Source organism: Microbispora sp. KK1-11 (genome assembly GCF_006874435.1).
Classification (GTDB): Bacteria; Actinomycetota; Actinomycetes; order Streptosporangiales; family Streptosporangiaceae; genus Microbispora; species Microbispora catharanthi.
The window spans coordinates 43,980-57,989 of record NZ_VIRJ01000041.1 but is presented as its reverse complement, the minus strand read 5'-3'; the positions used below and the strand labels follow the sequence as shown (position 1 = coordinate 57,989).

At 67.6% G+C, this 14,010-nt stretch carries 9 protein-coding genes and 1 pseudogene; 7 read left to right on the top strand and 3 right to left on the bottom strand.

The window, feature by feature from the left end; translation table 11 throughout:
- Positions 1–65: 65 nt before the first annotated feature.
- The 7 genes from FLW16_RS38360 (at position 66) to FLW16_RS38335 (ending at position 7,406) form a co-directional block, all read left to right on the top strand.
- Complete coding sequence (locus tag FLW16_RS38360; protein ID WP_142565914.1) at positions 66–827, top strand: isocitrate lyase/phosphoenolpyruvate mutase family protein; 762 nt, start codon at positions 66–68, stop codon at positions 825–827.
- A gap of 70 nt (positions 828–897) precedes the next feature.
- Positions 898–1,062 (top strand): hypothetical protein, encoded by a 165-nt coding sequence (locus tag FLW16_RS44155; RefSeq protein ID WP_185949780.1) that lies wholly within the window; start codon positions 898–900, stop codon positions 1,060–1,062.
- 17 nt (positions 1,063–1,079) lie between these two features.
- The gene (locus FLW16_RS38355) at positions 1,080–1,838 is read left to right on the top strand and encodes a DUF899 domain-containing protein (RefSeq protein WP_142565913.1); all 759 of its coding nucleotides are present in this window, start codon (positions 1,080–1,082) and stop codon (positions 1,836–1,838) included.
- Between the two features lie 378 nt (positions 1,839–2,216).
- A complete protein-coding gene (locus FLW16_RS38350; protein ID WP_221891487.1) occupies positions 2,217–2,816 on the top strand; it encodes a hypothetical protein in 600 nt (199 codons plus the stop codon).
- A 758-nt stretch (positions 2,817–3,574) separates the two neighbouring features.
- Positions 3,575–3,967, top strand: a complete 393-nt coding sequence (locus FLW16_RS38345; protein ID WP_142565912.1) for a VOC family protein — start codon at positions 3,575–3,577, stop codon at positions 3,965–3,967.
- Between the two features lie 1,067 nt (positions 3,968–5,034).
- Positions 5,035–5,421 (top strand): TraR/DksA C4-type zinc finger protein, encoded by a 387-nt coding sequence (locus FLW16_RS38340; RefSeq protein ID WP_142565911.1) that lies wholly within the window; start codon positions 5,035–5,037, stop codon positions 5,419–5,421.
- A 395-nt stretch (positions 5,422–5,816) separates the two neighbouring features.
- Complete coding sequence (locus tag FLW16_RS38335) at positions 5,817–7,406, top strand: FAD-dependent oxidoreductase (RefSeq protein ID WP_260616055.1); 1,590 nt, start codon at positions 5,817–5,819, stop codon at positions 7,404–7,406.
- A 277-nt stretch (positions 7,407–7,683) separates the two neighbouring features.
- Here the strand turns inward: FLW16_RS38335 and FLW16_RS38330 are convergent.
- From FLW16_RS38330 to FLW16_RS38315, 3 genes and pseudogenes are all read right to left on the bottom strand, one after another.
- Positions 7,684–8,845, bottom strand: a pseudogene (locus FLW16_RS38330) (IS3 family transposase).
- Positions 8,846–9,060: 215 nt separating this feature from the next.
- Entirely contained in the window at positions 9,061–10,434 is a 1,374-nt protein-coding gene (locus tag FLW16_RS38325; RefSeq protein WP_221891486.1) for a pentapeptide repeat-containing protein, read from the bottom strand.
- A gap of 433 nt (positions 10,435–10,867) precedes the next feature.
- Positions 10,868–13,774, bottom strand: a complete 2,907-nt coding sequence (locus FLW16_RS38315; RefSeq protein WP_142565909.1) for a BTAD domain-containing putative transcriptional regulator — start codon at positions 13,772–13,774, stop codon at positions 10,868–10,870.
- Positions 13,775–14,010: the final 236 nt, after the last annotated feature.

The window sequence follows — 14,010 nt, the reverse complement described above, 5'->3', positions numbered from 1 at the left end:
CTACGTGCACATGGCGAACACAGTCACCCCTGTGACGCGCCATTCTTTTGACCTGGAGGATACCGATGGCCGCTGACGTGGCGGATTTGAAGGCTCGCGCCGAAAGGCTCCGCGAGCTGCACAGCGAAGAGATGCTCGTGCTGCCCAATGCGTGGGACGCGGCCAGCGCGACGATCGTGGCCGAAGCGGGGTTTCCCGCGGTCGCCACGGCCAGCGCTGCCATCTCGGCGATGCTCGGTTATCCCGACGGTGAGGGTGCGCCGTGGCAGGAGATGTTCGCCGCGGCCGGGCGGGTCGCCCGGGTGGTGTCGGTCCCGGTCACGGTGGATGCCGAGGCGGGATACGGCATGCAGCCACGTGAACTGGTGGACCGATTGCTGGACATCGGCGCGGTCGGTTGCAACTTGGAGGACACCGACCACCGGGCGGGTGGCCTGGTCGAGGCCGGTGCGCACGCCCAATGGCTCGCGGGCGTCCGCTCCGCTGCAGACGATGCCGAAGTCCCGATCGTCATCAACGCCCGCGTCGATACTTTCCTACCCGCCAGCGGGATACCTGAGCCGGATCGGGTCGCGGAAGCGATACGACGGGGCCGGCTCTACCGGGACGCCGGCGCCGACTGCATCTACCCGATCGGCGTGCGTCAGAAGCGCGACATCGCCACCCTCGTGACCGAACTACCCGGCCCAGTCAACGGCAACACCGGTGAATATCTGGACCTGGCCACGCTCAGGGAAATTGGCGTGGCACGAGTGTCCTACGGACCCCGCTTCTACCGCGCGGCCCTGGCCGACCTGAAAACCGCTGTCCAGGAGTTGCTGGCCTGACCTACGACGACGCCATCACAACTGACGGTGACCGCTGCTCGGCCGCTGGATCGTCAACTTCGGCCGACGGGTGAGTTTCCTGTACGTCGTGCTCGTCGAGGGGGAGCACAACCCGCTGTCCCGGTTGGCCGCGTTCGCGGACTTCCAGCGCGGGGCGGCTGACCGCATGGTCGGTCCGCCGGTACAGACGGATGCCCTGCTGGTCGGTTCCTATCGTTTCCTTAATCAATTCTGAGTAGGAGAAAGAAGATCATGACTCTTCCCCAAATTGCGTCACGCGACGAGTGGCTGGCAGCCCGGCTTGAGCTGCTCGAGCGGGAGAAGGAGGTCATGCGGGCGCAGGACGCGGTCACCGCACAGCGCCGAGAACTGCCGATGGTCAGGATGGACAAGGAGTACACCTTCGAAGGCCCAGCCGGTAAGGCACGCCTCATCGACCTGTTCGAGGGCCGCCGCCAACTCATCGTCTATCACTTCATGTGGAACAATTCGGCAGCCAGGGCACGCGGAGACCAGGGCTTGGATGAGGGTTGCCCGAGCTGCTCGTTCACCATCGACAGTGTGGGCCGCCTGGATCACCTGCACGCCAGCGACACCACATTCGTGCTCGTTTCCCGCGCACCACTGGCCAAGATCGAGAGTTTTCGGGCGCGGATGGGCTGGACAGTCCCGTGGTACTCCTCGGCCGGAAGCGACTTCAACTACGACTTCCACGTCACCAACGACGAGTCCGTCGCGCCCGTCGAGTTCAACTACAAGGACAAGGCGACCTTGGAGCGCAGCATGAAAACCGCGTTCGTGGTAAACGGTGACGGACAGGCCATAAGCGTCTTCGTTCGCGACGAGGACTCCGTCTTCCACACCTACACGACGTACGGGCGGGGTACCGAGTTCATGATGAGCACCTACCAGTTTCTCGACCTGACCCCGATGCGCCGCCCGCGCTACGTCAACCAATGGCCCTACCACGACATGTACGGCAGCGAAGCGGGCCATTCCCACCACTGCTGAGCTGGCACGACGAGTGACGCCTCAGGACGGAGGCGTTAACCCGTCCGTCTCGAACACGGAGTGATCGAATGATCGAGTCCACACCACTGAGGTGGACACTCATCCTTGTGCTCGCGGGCACCGGAGTGTGGTTCGTATTCCGAGGCGTAGGCCCCGGCTCCGGTGGTACGGTACCGGGCGCCGCCGACAGGATCTCTCACTTGGCCCACGCTCTCATGGCCGTGGTGATGGCCGCCATGATCTGGCCGATGGGATGAGTGGAGAAGCGATGATACGGACGGTACAGCCGCAGGTGGATACGGCAGCCTAAACGCCCGACAAAGGGTTCGCTCGCTGACTGGGCCCTTCCGGCGGGAACTGCTGGCGCGCTGCTCCCGGATGCTCGGCTCGATCGGCGACTGCTTCGACAACGCGGTCATCGTGCTCATCGACGTCGACGGCGTGCTGATCCCGTTCCCTGACAGTGAGGGGAACGGACCGGCTACTCACGTAAGGCACAGCGTCGTCCCCACCGGCTATGACGCGGGCTCACCCGTCCCCATATGGCTGAATCCCACGCACGGTCCCATGCTGGCGGAGCTGATCAGCGAGCTGCCTCTGACACCGGTCTGGTGCACCAGTTGGCGTGGCGACGCCAGCCCCTTGATCGGCGCCAAGCTGGGCCTGGAGCCGTTCCCGCATGTCGAGCTGGCGCGTCAGGACATCACGACGAGCCACCCAACGGCTACCTCTGGAAACGAGACGACGTCTCAGCCTGGCTCGACACCGCTCAGGCCGTCTGGATCGACGACGACTTCACCCCCGCCGACCACGCCTGGCCGCAGCGCGGACTGCAGTGGGCATCCCCACCTTGCTCGTCCAAACTCCGCGGGGAAGCTCCGGGAGTTCAACGCGACGCTCAAGGATCAGAAACGTATGCGGCACTGGCTGATGCGTCGCAACGTCGACGTGGCGACCATCGCCGGCCGAAAGGTGTAGGGCCCGGCACGTGCGCGGGGGCACACGCCCCCGCGCACTCATAAATGCAACCTTTAAAGATGGAGGAAATTCGATGGCCAACGAGACGACACCCTGCTCAGCGCGGTGCGTCCCACGCTGCCCGAGTCAGGGCAGGGATTCGACCTCGACGCCCGGCGACACGATGCGCAGGTCCGACCATGCGGTCGCTCAGATCCGGCCAGCAATAGTGGACCCCACACAGGCGATATGCGCGAGCGTGGCGTCAGCCGCGCCCGAGGTCGGCAAGCGCACGCCGAGAGCGTCGAATTAGAAGTGACCTTGATATGTGCCGCCTAATGGTTCGGCGTGCCACCTTGTGTTTCTCTGTCCGCTTTTGCCGCCGTGTGCATGTCACGCCGTGATGGCCCCTGCCATGTGGTGCCTCAACACGCGCGCAACCAGCGGGCAACCACCCCCGAGGAATCGAGCAACCACATGTGATCGTTCGAGCAACGATGCGATCGGGGTGTGGCGCGTGCCGGACGCGGTCGCGCGCTCGGAGCCGCCGCCGCTGGCGTTGGGGGCCGGTAGCGGCCTGGGTGGTCCACCGCGTGATGGGCGTTGCCATGGTCGAACCGAGATGACCTTGGAAGTGATCACCCAGTTGTCGGCCTTTGTTTGGCTCCGAGACCATCTGTGAGCGTGCTTTCCGGCTGCTGCGCTGGTTTAGGGAACGGTCTGAGCCTCAGCCGTGCTGTAGCGCAGAGCAACGGGACCGTGCTGGCTAGAGTCTTGGGATGCGTATCGATCTTGTCGCGGTCATCGTCGAGGAGTACGACCCGGCGATCGAGTTCTTCACCAGGGCGCTGGGGTTCGAACTGGTCGAGGACTCGCCGTCGCTGACCAATGACGGGCGTCCGAAGCGATGGGTGGTTGTCCGGCCACCCGGTGCCGAGACCGGCATCCTGCTCGCCCGAGCCGATGGGGAGGCCCAGGCCGCCGCAGTAGGAAGCCAGGTGGTCGGGCGGGTCGGCTTCTTCCTGCGGGTCGACGACTTCGACGCGGCGTACGAACAAATGGTCGCCGCCGGGGTCGAGTTCGTGGCCCCGCCCCGCACCGAGCCGTACGGGCGGGTTGCTGTCTTCCTCGACATCGCCGGCAACCGGTGGGATCTCCTCGGCCGGGCCTGACCGTACGGCCCGTCAGTGACGGGCCGCGTCGGGTGCGACAGCACATGCTGGGTCCATAGATCGGACTGCAGGTGAACCGCCTCGGCTCTGGCGGAGATGATGTTCACCAAGTTCCGTGGAGTCGGAGTGGTTCACTTCTCCGCTACGGCCTGGACCCCGGCCATGCGGGCGGGATGGTGGACCGGGTAGCCCGACGTGAGGCGTACTCCCCAGGCACCATCTGTCCGATAGAGGCGTAGGGCGTCGTCAGGCGGGGATCGGCGAGGACCTAAACGTTCATCTCGTGGCGTTTGTGCTTCCCTGAATAGTACGGCTTTCGGTCAGCCAGACGGATCAGGGTAGGGTTCGAGAGGGGATCCCAGCACGATAAGGCAGCAACGAGGCTCCTGGTTGGGGTATCGCTTCTTGGTTCACTGCTTTATTACCGGGAGCCTCACCTCGCCACCACTTCGTGCTCGCCTCGAACTTGGCGCAATTGTCCTTCTGGCTTCCGTTTGAGTCGTGAGTGAACTCCTTTAAGTCCACCGACTCGCCTGAGGACCCACCTCCACCTAGCGAGTCGCATTACAGGTATCTCGCTCCGGAGCTGCACATGGTGCCTAACACGAAGCTGCTGAATGCCGCAGGCGCCGCATCTCGCACGGCTCGGCTCGCGTGCAGCAGATATCTAATACGTCGGCCGATACTTCAGGTGGCGTCATCGCCAACCTAATGATCGCTGATCATCAAGGGCTCTGCGCCCAGCCTGGCCGCGCACCAGGCCCGACCCGAGGAACTGGCCGCATGGATCCGCGCCCACTGGAACATCGAGGCCCTACACCACATCCGCGACGTCACCTACCGCGAGGACTTTTGTCAGGTCCGCACCGGCTCGGGCCCCGCCGTCATGGCAACCTTGCGCAACGCGGCCATCGGAATCTTGAAGCTCCGTGGCTGGACCAACATCATCGCCCAAGCCAAGCGCCGCCATGCCCAAGACTCCACCCGCTGCCTCCTCACTCTTGGCCTCGCGTAATCAATGGCCGAAAGGGCTGCGAATAACCTGGTTGGGAAGGTGAGGAACCGTGATGACCGAAGACCATCGGGACGCCGCGCTTTCCCCCTCGGAGCAGGCGACCATGCGAGAACTGCTCGACGCCGACCGTCAGATGACCACGGCCCGCGTCGCCATGCTGGGCCGTGACCGGGACGAGATCGTCGAATCGTCGGCGCTGACGGCCTCCGACGACGAGCATGACCCCGAGGGAACGTCCACCGCCTTCGAGCGGGCCCACGTCCAGGCCCTCCTCGAACAGGCCCTGACACACCTCGCCGATCTGGACCTCGCCTTCGAGCGGCTACGCGAGGGGAGCTACGGGATCTGCGAGAAATGCGCGCAACGCATCGACATCGAGCGTCTGATGGTCCTCCCGGCTACCAAGACCTGCCTCATCTGCGCGTCCGGCCGCCGCTGAGCTGTTGAGGGGTATCCCGTGTGGGATCCGAGGTCAACAGGGATGACTAGAGCACGCTATCGACTCGTTGGGTGCCCTCCCAGGCCCTCAGCCTCGGATATTCGGCTGGGAATGCCTGATCGCGATCGATAAGTACAGAGGGTGCCCCTGATCTGCAATGATGCGAGTGTCTAGATCACTTCATCGCAATGCCCGCGAGCTGGAGAGCGCGGGCCGAATTGGCTGGGGTCGGAGCCCGCGCATCCCTTCCGACGTCGACCCGGGCGGAGCCCAGGAGGCACGCCCAGAGCGCCGCCATTCCTGAGGAAATCATGAGAAATCCTGCCGGAACGTGATCGTTGATCTACGGCAACAGATCGTGCTGACACTGGCCTCCAAAGATCATGGAGGTGGCTGTGAGCTACAGCAGGCGCGGATTCCTGACCGCGGTGGGGGCCACTGGAGGCGCTGGAGCACTCCTGGCGACGATGGGCGCGCTCGGTCTCGCGCCCACCGCGGAGGCGGCGACCGGTGCTCCATTCGTCCCCCCGCAGCCGTCCGACTTCACACTCACCGGCAGAGGCGCCAAGAAGGTTGTCGTGCTCGGCGCCGGGATCGCCGGCCTGGCCACGGCGTACGAGCTTGGCAAGGCGGGCTACGACTGCACCGTCATCGAGGCCCTCGACCGGGTCGGCGGCCGCAACTGGACGATCAGGGGCGGCGACAGGATCACCGAGATCGACGGCTCCACCCAGATCGCTCGGTTCTCCGACGGTCTCTACCTCAACGCCGGGCCGGCCCGGCTCGCCCAGTGGATGGTCACCGTCGACTACTGCCGCGAGCTCGGCGTCGATCTGGAGGTCTTCACCAACTCCAACGCCCAGGCGTACATCTTCAACGAGGCCGCCGGAATGACCGCGCCGGTCCGGTGGCGCACGGCGAAGGCCGACGTGTACGGCTACATCTCCGAGCTGCTGTCGACCGCCACCGACGCCGGCGCGCTGAACGGCAAGCTGACCGCGGACGACAAGGAGCGCCTCCTGACCTTCCTGCGCGGGTTCGGCTCGATCGGCACCAAGGCGAGCGGTTTCGCCTACACGGGCGGCGAACGCCGGGGATACAGCACCGACCCGGGCGCGGGCGAGCAGCCGGGCACGGAACTGGGCCCAGTGCCGTCCTTGTCGGAGGTGCTCGCCAGTGGCGTCGGCCAGCGGTTCTCCTTCGAGTTCGGCTATGACCAGGCGATGCTGATGTTCCAGCCGGTCGGCGGCATGGACGCCATCCCCAAGGCGTTCGCCGAAGCCGTCGGCAAGAACAAGATCTTGCTGCGCTCGAAGGTCACGAAGATCACCGACCTGGCGGACGGGGTCGAGGTCGAATACCAGGACAGTCACGGCAGGACGCGCACGATCAAGGCCGATCTCTGCGTGGCCGCGATGCCGCCGCACATCCTGGCGAGGACGCCGCACAACCTCGGGCCCGACGTGCAGGCCGCGCTGTCCACGCCGGTCGTCACGTCATCCGGCAAGATCGGCCTGGAGTACCGCCGGCGCTGGTGGGAGACCGACGAGAACATCTACGGCGGCATCACCAACACCGACCTTGACCTATCCGTCCTCTGGTATCCCTCCTACGGGTACGGCGGGCGGCGTGGGCTCGTCGTCGGCTACTACAACAACGGCGCCAACGCGGACGCCTACGCCGCGCTCACCCACCCGCAGAGGGAGAAGCGCGCGATCGAGCAGGGCATGAAGATCCACGGCGCGAAGTACCGCGACGAGCTGGTGAGCTCCGCCTCGGTCTCCTGGAAGCTCCAGCCGAACATCGAGGGCGCCTGGGTCAGCTGGCCGTCCCGCCTCGGCGGCTACCAACTGCTCAACAGACCGGCCGGCCACGTCCACTTCGCGGGCGACTGGCTCAGCTACATGATCGCCTGGCAGGCGGGTGCGCTGGAGTCCGCCCGCAAGACGGTCACCGACATCCATCAGCGGGTCCTGGCGAACTGACTCGGAAGGCGCCACCGGCCGCCGGGCGGACGTCGTCACGCCCGGCGGCCGGAGACGACTCGAACCAGACGGAGTCCGGGCTGCCTGCAGCCCGGACCGCTTGCCCCTACGGATCAGTCCTGCTCACACTGCGCCGTACGTCCCGCACCGCTGAAAGGCGCGACGACACAGGACGAAACCGCCGGGAGAGACAAGCGCCTTGCACACCCGGAAAGAGCAAGGACCCGTCAACCGCGCTGAAGTTGCCCCGGTTGTGTGGACAGGTCGGGGTTTGCGGCTATGCGGCAGCGTAGCGGTCCTGTTGGGCGTGTCGGCGTTCGTACTCGGCGGGACTGAGCATGCCCAGGGTCGAGTGGCGGCGGCGGGGGTTGTAGAACCCTTCGACGAAGTCGAAGCAGGCGGCCTTGGCCTGGGCGCGGGTGGCGAAGTGATGCCGGTCGAGCAACTCGGTCTCCAAGGTCGCGAAGAAGCTCTCGGTCACCGCGTTGTCGAAGCAGTCGGCGACCGTCCCGGTCGAGGTACGAATGCCCGCTGACCTGCACCGCTGGCTGAACGACAGCGACGTGTACTGACTTCCTCGATCGCTGTGATGGATCAGCCCGGGCGCGGGCCGGCGGTTCCAGATCGCCATCTCCAGCGCGTCGATGACCAGTGCGGTGCGCATGTGGTCGGCCATCGCCCACCCGACGATCCGCCGGGAGAACACATCCAGCACCACCGCCAGATACAGCCATCCCTCGCCGGCCGGCACGTAGGTGATGTCGGCTGTCCAGGTCCGGTTCGGCGCCGCCACGGTGAAGTCCCGCTTCACCAGATCATCGGCAGGGGTCGCTGCGGGGTCACGGCGGGTCAGCCCGCGCGTGCGGCGCCGGTGCACCCCTTCAAGCCGGGCGGTGCGCATCAGCCGGGCCACCCGTTTGCGCCCGATGCGCACCCCGTACTCCTGGCGCAGCTCGGCATGCACACGCGGAGAACCATAGGTTCCCCGCGATCCCGCGTGGATCTTCGTGATCGTGTCCGTCAGGGCCTCGTCCTGCCGGGCCCGCCGGGAGGGGCCGCGGTTCTTCCAGGCGTAGTAGCCCTGGCGCGACACACCCAGCACCCGGGCCAGCAGGGAGACGCCGTAGCGTGTCTTCTCCGCGTCGATCAGCCGGTACTTCATCTCGGCCGATCCGTCTCCCGAGCGAAGAAAACCGCGGCCTTCTTCAGTATCTCCCGCTCTTCCCGCCACACAGCCGGGCCAGCTCCTGTTTTTCGGCGCTGGTCAGACCGTCCTCGCGGCGGCCCTCATCGCGCTCAGCCTGGACCACCCAGTTACGAATGGGCTGCGCGGTCGGCTCGAACTCCTTGGCCAGTTCCTCCGGCGTCCGGCCGGCGCGGACCAGCTCCACCATCTGCCGCCGGAACTCCGGTGGGTACGGCGGACGTGACATCGGCACTTGTGAACTCCTCCCAGGACACATCGTCCCAAGCACTCAGCTGTCCACAAGACCGGGGCAACATCCTCGGACCTTTGGTGAGGACCCTTGCAGGGCTCGCTGAGCATCACCAGGCCGTCGCCTGGCATAGTCGCGGAAGGCAGGCTCGGGGCGCTCCGCGGTCTTTGCGAATCCGGCCGGAGGAGAGCCGTAGGGGAGCTCAAGCAGTTTTCCCCTCATTCGCGGGGCTGCTCCTCCGTGCCAGCCGGCTCCTCTGCGGGGATGGACGGCGCGGTGGCGGTGTCTTCGCCGTTCCCGTCGCCTGCGGCGCTCTCCTGACGGACCAGGGCGGTGCTTCCGTTCGGGCGGGTCACCGTATGCCAACCTGGCGGCCACACATGCTCCGGGTGGTCGGCAATTTGGGTCCATTCGGCCCTGTTCATCCGACATCCAGTGAACTCGGTGACGGTCACCCCGTCGAACACGGCGTCTCCGGAGAAGGTCGCCCCGTCGAAGCGGGCGAACTCGGTGAAGGTCGCCTCGTCGAAGGCGGCGTCGCCGGTGAAGGTCGCCTCGGGAAACAGGGCGTGGTCGGTGAAGGTCGCATCGCTGAACTGGGCGTTCCCGGAGAAGGTCGCACCGTAGAAGACAGCGTCCAAGGCGAAGGTCGCCCCCTCGAAATCGGCCTCCCCGGTGAAGGTCGCCCTGTCGAACCAGGCGTAGTCGGTGAAGCCGGCATAGGAGAACGAGGCGTCACCGGTGAAGGTCGCCCTGTCGAAATTGGCCATCCCGGTGAAGACCGCACCGTGGAACGTGGTGTCCCCGCTGAAGGTCGCCCCCTCGAATTGGGCCTCGCTGAGATGGGCCTCAGTAAGGTCGAGGTCGATGAGAGTGGCGCCGCTCAAGTCGATGCGCATGCCGGGCCAGTGGCGGGGCGGGGAGGGGAGACTTGCGCGCTGGTCGGGGCGGCGTGCGTCGCGCAGGTGTTCGGCCAGGATGGTCTGGGCAGTGAGGCGGACCTGCCGTTCCCCTTCCAGGGCCGGGTCGGGATCGGCGGGGGCGGCTGTCTGCCAGGGGCCCGGCGTCGACGGGGCCGACCAGCGGGGGTCGGGACTTTGGGGCGACGTGTGGGGCATGCGCAGGTAGGCGCAGATGACGTTGACGATGGTCTGCCGGTGGCCGGGGTTGCCTTGGGCCAGGCGCTCCAGGGCGTACAGGCCGGCTAGGCGGACGGCAGCCTTGTCGTGGCCGAGCTGCTCGGCGGCTTTGGTGTACAGCTCGGTGACGCGGCGTTCGGTGGCGTCGTGGGTGGTGTGGGCGGTGATGATCTCCTGGTGACGCTGGCGGCGGAAGGACAGGGCCAGGGTGATGGCAGCGCCGACGCCGGCACCGGCGGCCAGCGCGGTGCGCAGCGCCTCCCCGCGCGCGCTGCCCGCCTGCCCCGGCGGAGCCGCGGGCAGGCCGGTCAGCAGCCACCACATGGCGGCAGCCACCGTGCCGCCGACCAGCAGCACCGCCGGCAGGATCCACCAGGCAGCGGCGCGGGGGGTTCGCGGAGGCTCGGGCGGCGAGGCGAGCGCGGCCGGGCGGCGGCGGGACAACCAGGGCATGCGGTCATTTCATCCGGTTACCGGCAGGTCCCGCCAGGTATTCCGGGGCTTGCCGTGTCTGGCGATCGAGCGGCACAGCTGGGCCGCCCGCCGACGAGGACTCCTCGCCGAGCACCAACTTCCGGGCATCGCGACGCCCGCGACCAGGTGACCCTCGCGGGGGCGGGTGAACTGCCGCCCTGGCTCGACGATCCCGCCCTCCACCTCAGCCGCTGCTCGGCCCTGCTGCGCAGGGACCCGGAGTTCCACGGCCCGAAGTTCCCCGGAGACCCCGATGACCTCCCCTACGTCTGGTCTGGCCCGGCTCCGACCGCGTCAACGCCCTGCTCCCACCCCGCCGTCCTGCCGAGGGATCCGCTGCGTCCCGCGGTAGGGACGTCCCGGGCGTGTGCGTCGAGGTCAGACTCTTTCTTCGGCGTCGTCATCGCCCGCCTCAGGAGCCGGCGCGAAGGTCACACAGCGCCCGGATCACCCGCGCCTCCCAGTGGGGTGCCCGCATTCGCCGGCTGACGGCGACGGCTCGATGGAGACAGTCGGCCGCCTCGTCGTAGCGGCGCTGGCCCTGCCGACTGTCCGCCAGGGCCAGAAGAATACGCACCTGGTAGTCCTGCTGCAGGTCCTGACGCGCCTGGGTCAGGGCCGCCCGCAGGTAGGACTCGGCGTTGTCGTACGCGCCTTTCCGCGAGCAGACGATGCCGAGCCCATACAGGGCGTGGACCTGGAGACGGGGGGAGCCGGTTTGGTGGGCGGCGTCGAGCACCTCACCGAAGACCGACTGCGCGTCGGCCAGGCGGTCGCCGGCCACCCGAAGCTCACCGAAGATGGCCAGGGCTCTCAGCCGTGAGTAGTGGCCGCCGGCCTCGCCGAGCGCGAGAGCCCGCTCCACCGCCTGCTCGGCGAGGTCGAGCTCGCCGAGATCGAGGTGAAGCTGAGCAGCACACCGCAAGGCCATCGCGAGGGCGCCACGGCTTCCCGACCTCTGAAGAATCGCGATGGCCCGCTGGTAGTGGAACAGCGCTTCGCGGAACCGCCCGCGCTTGTAGTCGATCCAGCCGGCGAGGACGAGAATGCGGCCGAGCGTCTCCTCGTCCCGGGACTCCAGCAGCGGCACGCTGGCCTCAAGGGCCATCTCGGCCTGTCCCCACTGATGCATGTCCGCGTGCATCAGGGCGAGACTGCCGTTCACCGCGGCTACGCCGAGGTCGTCACCCTCTGCGGCGGCAGCCGACAGCGCCACCTGGTGAGTCTGGCGCCACTCGTCGTACGCGTGGTGGGATTCGTAGAGGAAGGTGGCACCGATCGCGAGCGTCCAGCACGTCCGGTGCATCCCGAGATTCGCGGCCTGGCGCACGGCCGTGACGATGTTCGCCCTTTCGGCGTGGAACCAACGGTGCGGGACGGAGGACCCGCCGTCGCCGGCCGGGCCGGCAGCAGGGGAGCGCCGGTGCCCGCGCGCCACCACGAAGTCGCTGCCCCAGGCCGATTCGTGAACGCGTTCGATCAGGTCCTTAAGGCGGTCGAAGACCCTGCGAAGGGCCTGGCGACGCTCTGTCTCAGGCTCGTCCCTGTAGGCGCATTCAGACGCGAAGGCGCGTACGAGATCGTGAAAGCGGTAACGGATTTCCCCGGTATCCGCCACCCGGAACGCGGTCAGCAGATGCGCATCCACAAGGCACTCGGCCAGTTCCTCCGTCTCGGCGGGCGACCCGTCAAGCAGGGCTGCGACCGTCCAGCCGGCGAAGTCATGCATGTCGAGCAGTCCCAGCAGCCGGAACAGCCGCCGCGCCGTGGGAGCCAGGCCGGCGTAGCTGAGTTCCAGGCCGGCACGCACGTCCAGCGCTCCGACGGCCAGTTGGTCGAGCGGGTTCGCGGCGTCGGCGAGGCGGCGGACCAGTGAGGCCACCGGCTGGTGAGGCCGCATCGCCATGCGCGCTCCGGCGATGCGCAGAGCGAGGGGCAGGCGCCCGCACAGGTCGGCCAGACCGGCGACGGCCCGGGGCTCTCCGCCGGCCCGGGCGCACCCGATGATGCGCTCGAGCAGCTCGATGGCCTCCGACCGCTCCAGGACGTCCAAGGCGACATGCCGCATCCCGTACGGCTCGGCCAGACGTGCGCGGGTGGTCACCATGACCGCCGAGGTGGCCTGGCCCGGTAGCAGGGGGCGGATCTGGTCCAGAGCGGCCGCGTTGTCCAGAACCACCAGGACACGCCTTTCCGACAGCAGGGTGCGGAACACCTCGGTCCGCTCGTCCACGCCTTCGGGTATGGCGGTGGGATGGACGCCCAGCGCGCGGAGGAAGCGGGCGAGAACCTGCGCGGGGTGTGCGGGGTGCGGCCCGTGGGCGTGCAGGTCCGCGAAGAGTTGCCCATCCGGGAAGCGCTCGGTCAGACGGTGGGCGGCGTGGACGGCGAGCGCGGTCTTGCCGACACCCGGCATCCCGGATATCGCGATCATGCGGGCGGAGCCCGCGGCCTCGCCGGCCAATGCGCCGACGACGAGGGCGAGGTCGCGCCCGCGCCCGGTGAAGTCCGGCAGGTCGGGTGGAAGCAGGCAGGGTGGGGCCTCGTTCCGGACGGTCGTGGGCGCAGGAGCGCCCAGCAGTCCGAGATAGGCCTCGACGAGTGGGGGAGAGGGATCCACCCCGAGCTCGTCGGCCAGGCGGCGGCGCAGCGTCGCGAACCGCCGCCGCGCCTCGGCGCGGCGCCCGCAGCGCGCGAGCAGCGTGATCGCGTGAGCATTCACGATCTCGTCGAACGGCAGCTCATCGGCCAGCCGCTCCAGAGGGTCGAGCGCGGCATCTGGACGGCCGCGCTCCAGTGCCGCTTCCGCCAACCGGCACGCGCACTCGGCACGGGCCTTGTCCAACTCGCCGACAACGGCCGATGCCCCGTGTTCCACGAGCCCGTCGAGCGCGGGCCCCCGCCACACCGCGAGCGCGGATCGCAGCAGCTCCACGCGGACGTCCGGATCCCGCTCGTCTCGGGCCCGGCGGGCCAGGTCGCGGAACCTGCCGACGTCGACCTGTTCGGGCGGCACGTCGATCCGGTAGTCGTGTCCGACCCGCGTGACGACGCCGGCGAGACCGGCCCGCTCCTCCAGCCAGCCACGGAGCCTGAAGATCGTGGTGTGCAGGGTCCGCTGGTCGCAGCCGCTCGGGCCCCAGACCTGATCCACCAGAGAGTCTCTGTTCACCAGGCGTCCGGGCGTGAGCAGCAGTGCGCCGAGCAGCCGCGCGACGTTTCGCCGGGAGATCGCGTGCTCCCCGTCTCCGGCCCATACGCGCAGTGGTCCGAGGATGCCGAAATACGTGGTCGCGACCGAGTCCCCGTAGCCGTCCATGCATCCCACCGTCCCCCGGCGTCGCGTGTCCGGATGCCAATGTGTGGAGTACCTAAATCAGGAATTTTCCGGTCATAGATCGGTCAGAACGATTTTTTATCATAGGCCTGACTCGAAAATGATCAAGTAGTTAATGTCGCCCGCGCCGGAACAGACCCCCTGTCAGGAAGGGAATCGCACGACGCCGGGACGTCCGCCCGGCGGTCCCCGCTGGGCCGAACACCGCATACGGCCCT

Bases quoted from the DNA above. Each gene is read 5' to 3' on its own strand.
- FLW16_RS38360 (WP_142565914.1), top strand. From the start codon at position 66: ATGGCCGCTGACGTGGCGGATTTGAAGGCTCGCGCCGAAAGGCTCCGC.
- FLW16_RS38355 (WP_142565913.1), top strand. From the start codon at position 1,080: ATGACTCTTCCCCAAATTGCGTCACGCGACGAGTGGCTGGCAGCCCGG.
- FLW16_RS38350 (WP_221891487.1), top strand. From the start codon at position 2,217: ATGCTCGGCTCGATCGGCGACTGCTTCGACAACGCGGTCATCGTGCTC.
- FLW16_RS38345 (WP_142565912.1), top strand. From the start codon at position 3,575: ATGCGTATCGATCTTGTCGCGGTCATCGTCGAGGAGTACGACCCGGCG.
- FLW16_RS38340 (WP_142565911.1), top strand. From the start codon at position 5,035: ATGACCGAAGACCATCGGGACGCCGCGCTTTCCCCCTCGGAGCAGGCG.
- FLW16_RS38325 (WP_221891486.1), bottom strand. From the start codon at position 10,434: ATGCCCTGGTTGTCCCGCCGCCGCCCGGCCGCGCTCGCCTCGCCGCCC.
- FLW16_RS38315 (WP_142565909.1), bottom strand. From the start codon at position 13,774: ATGGACGGCTACGGGGACTCGGTCGCGACCACGTATTTCGGCATCCTC.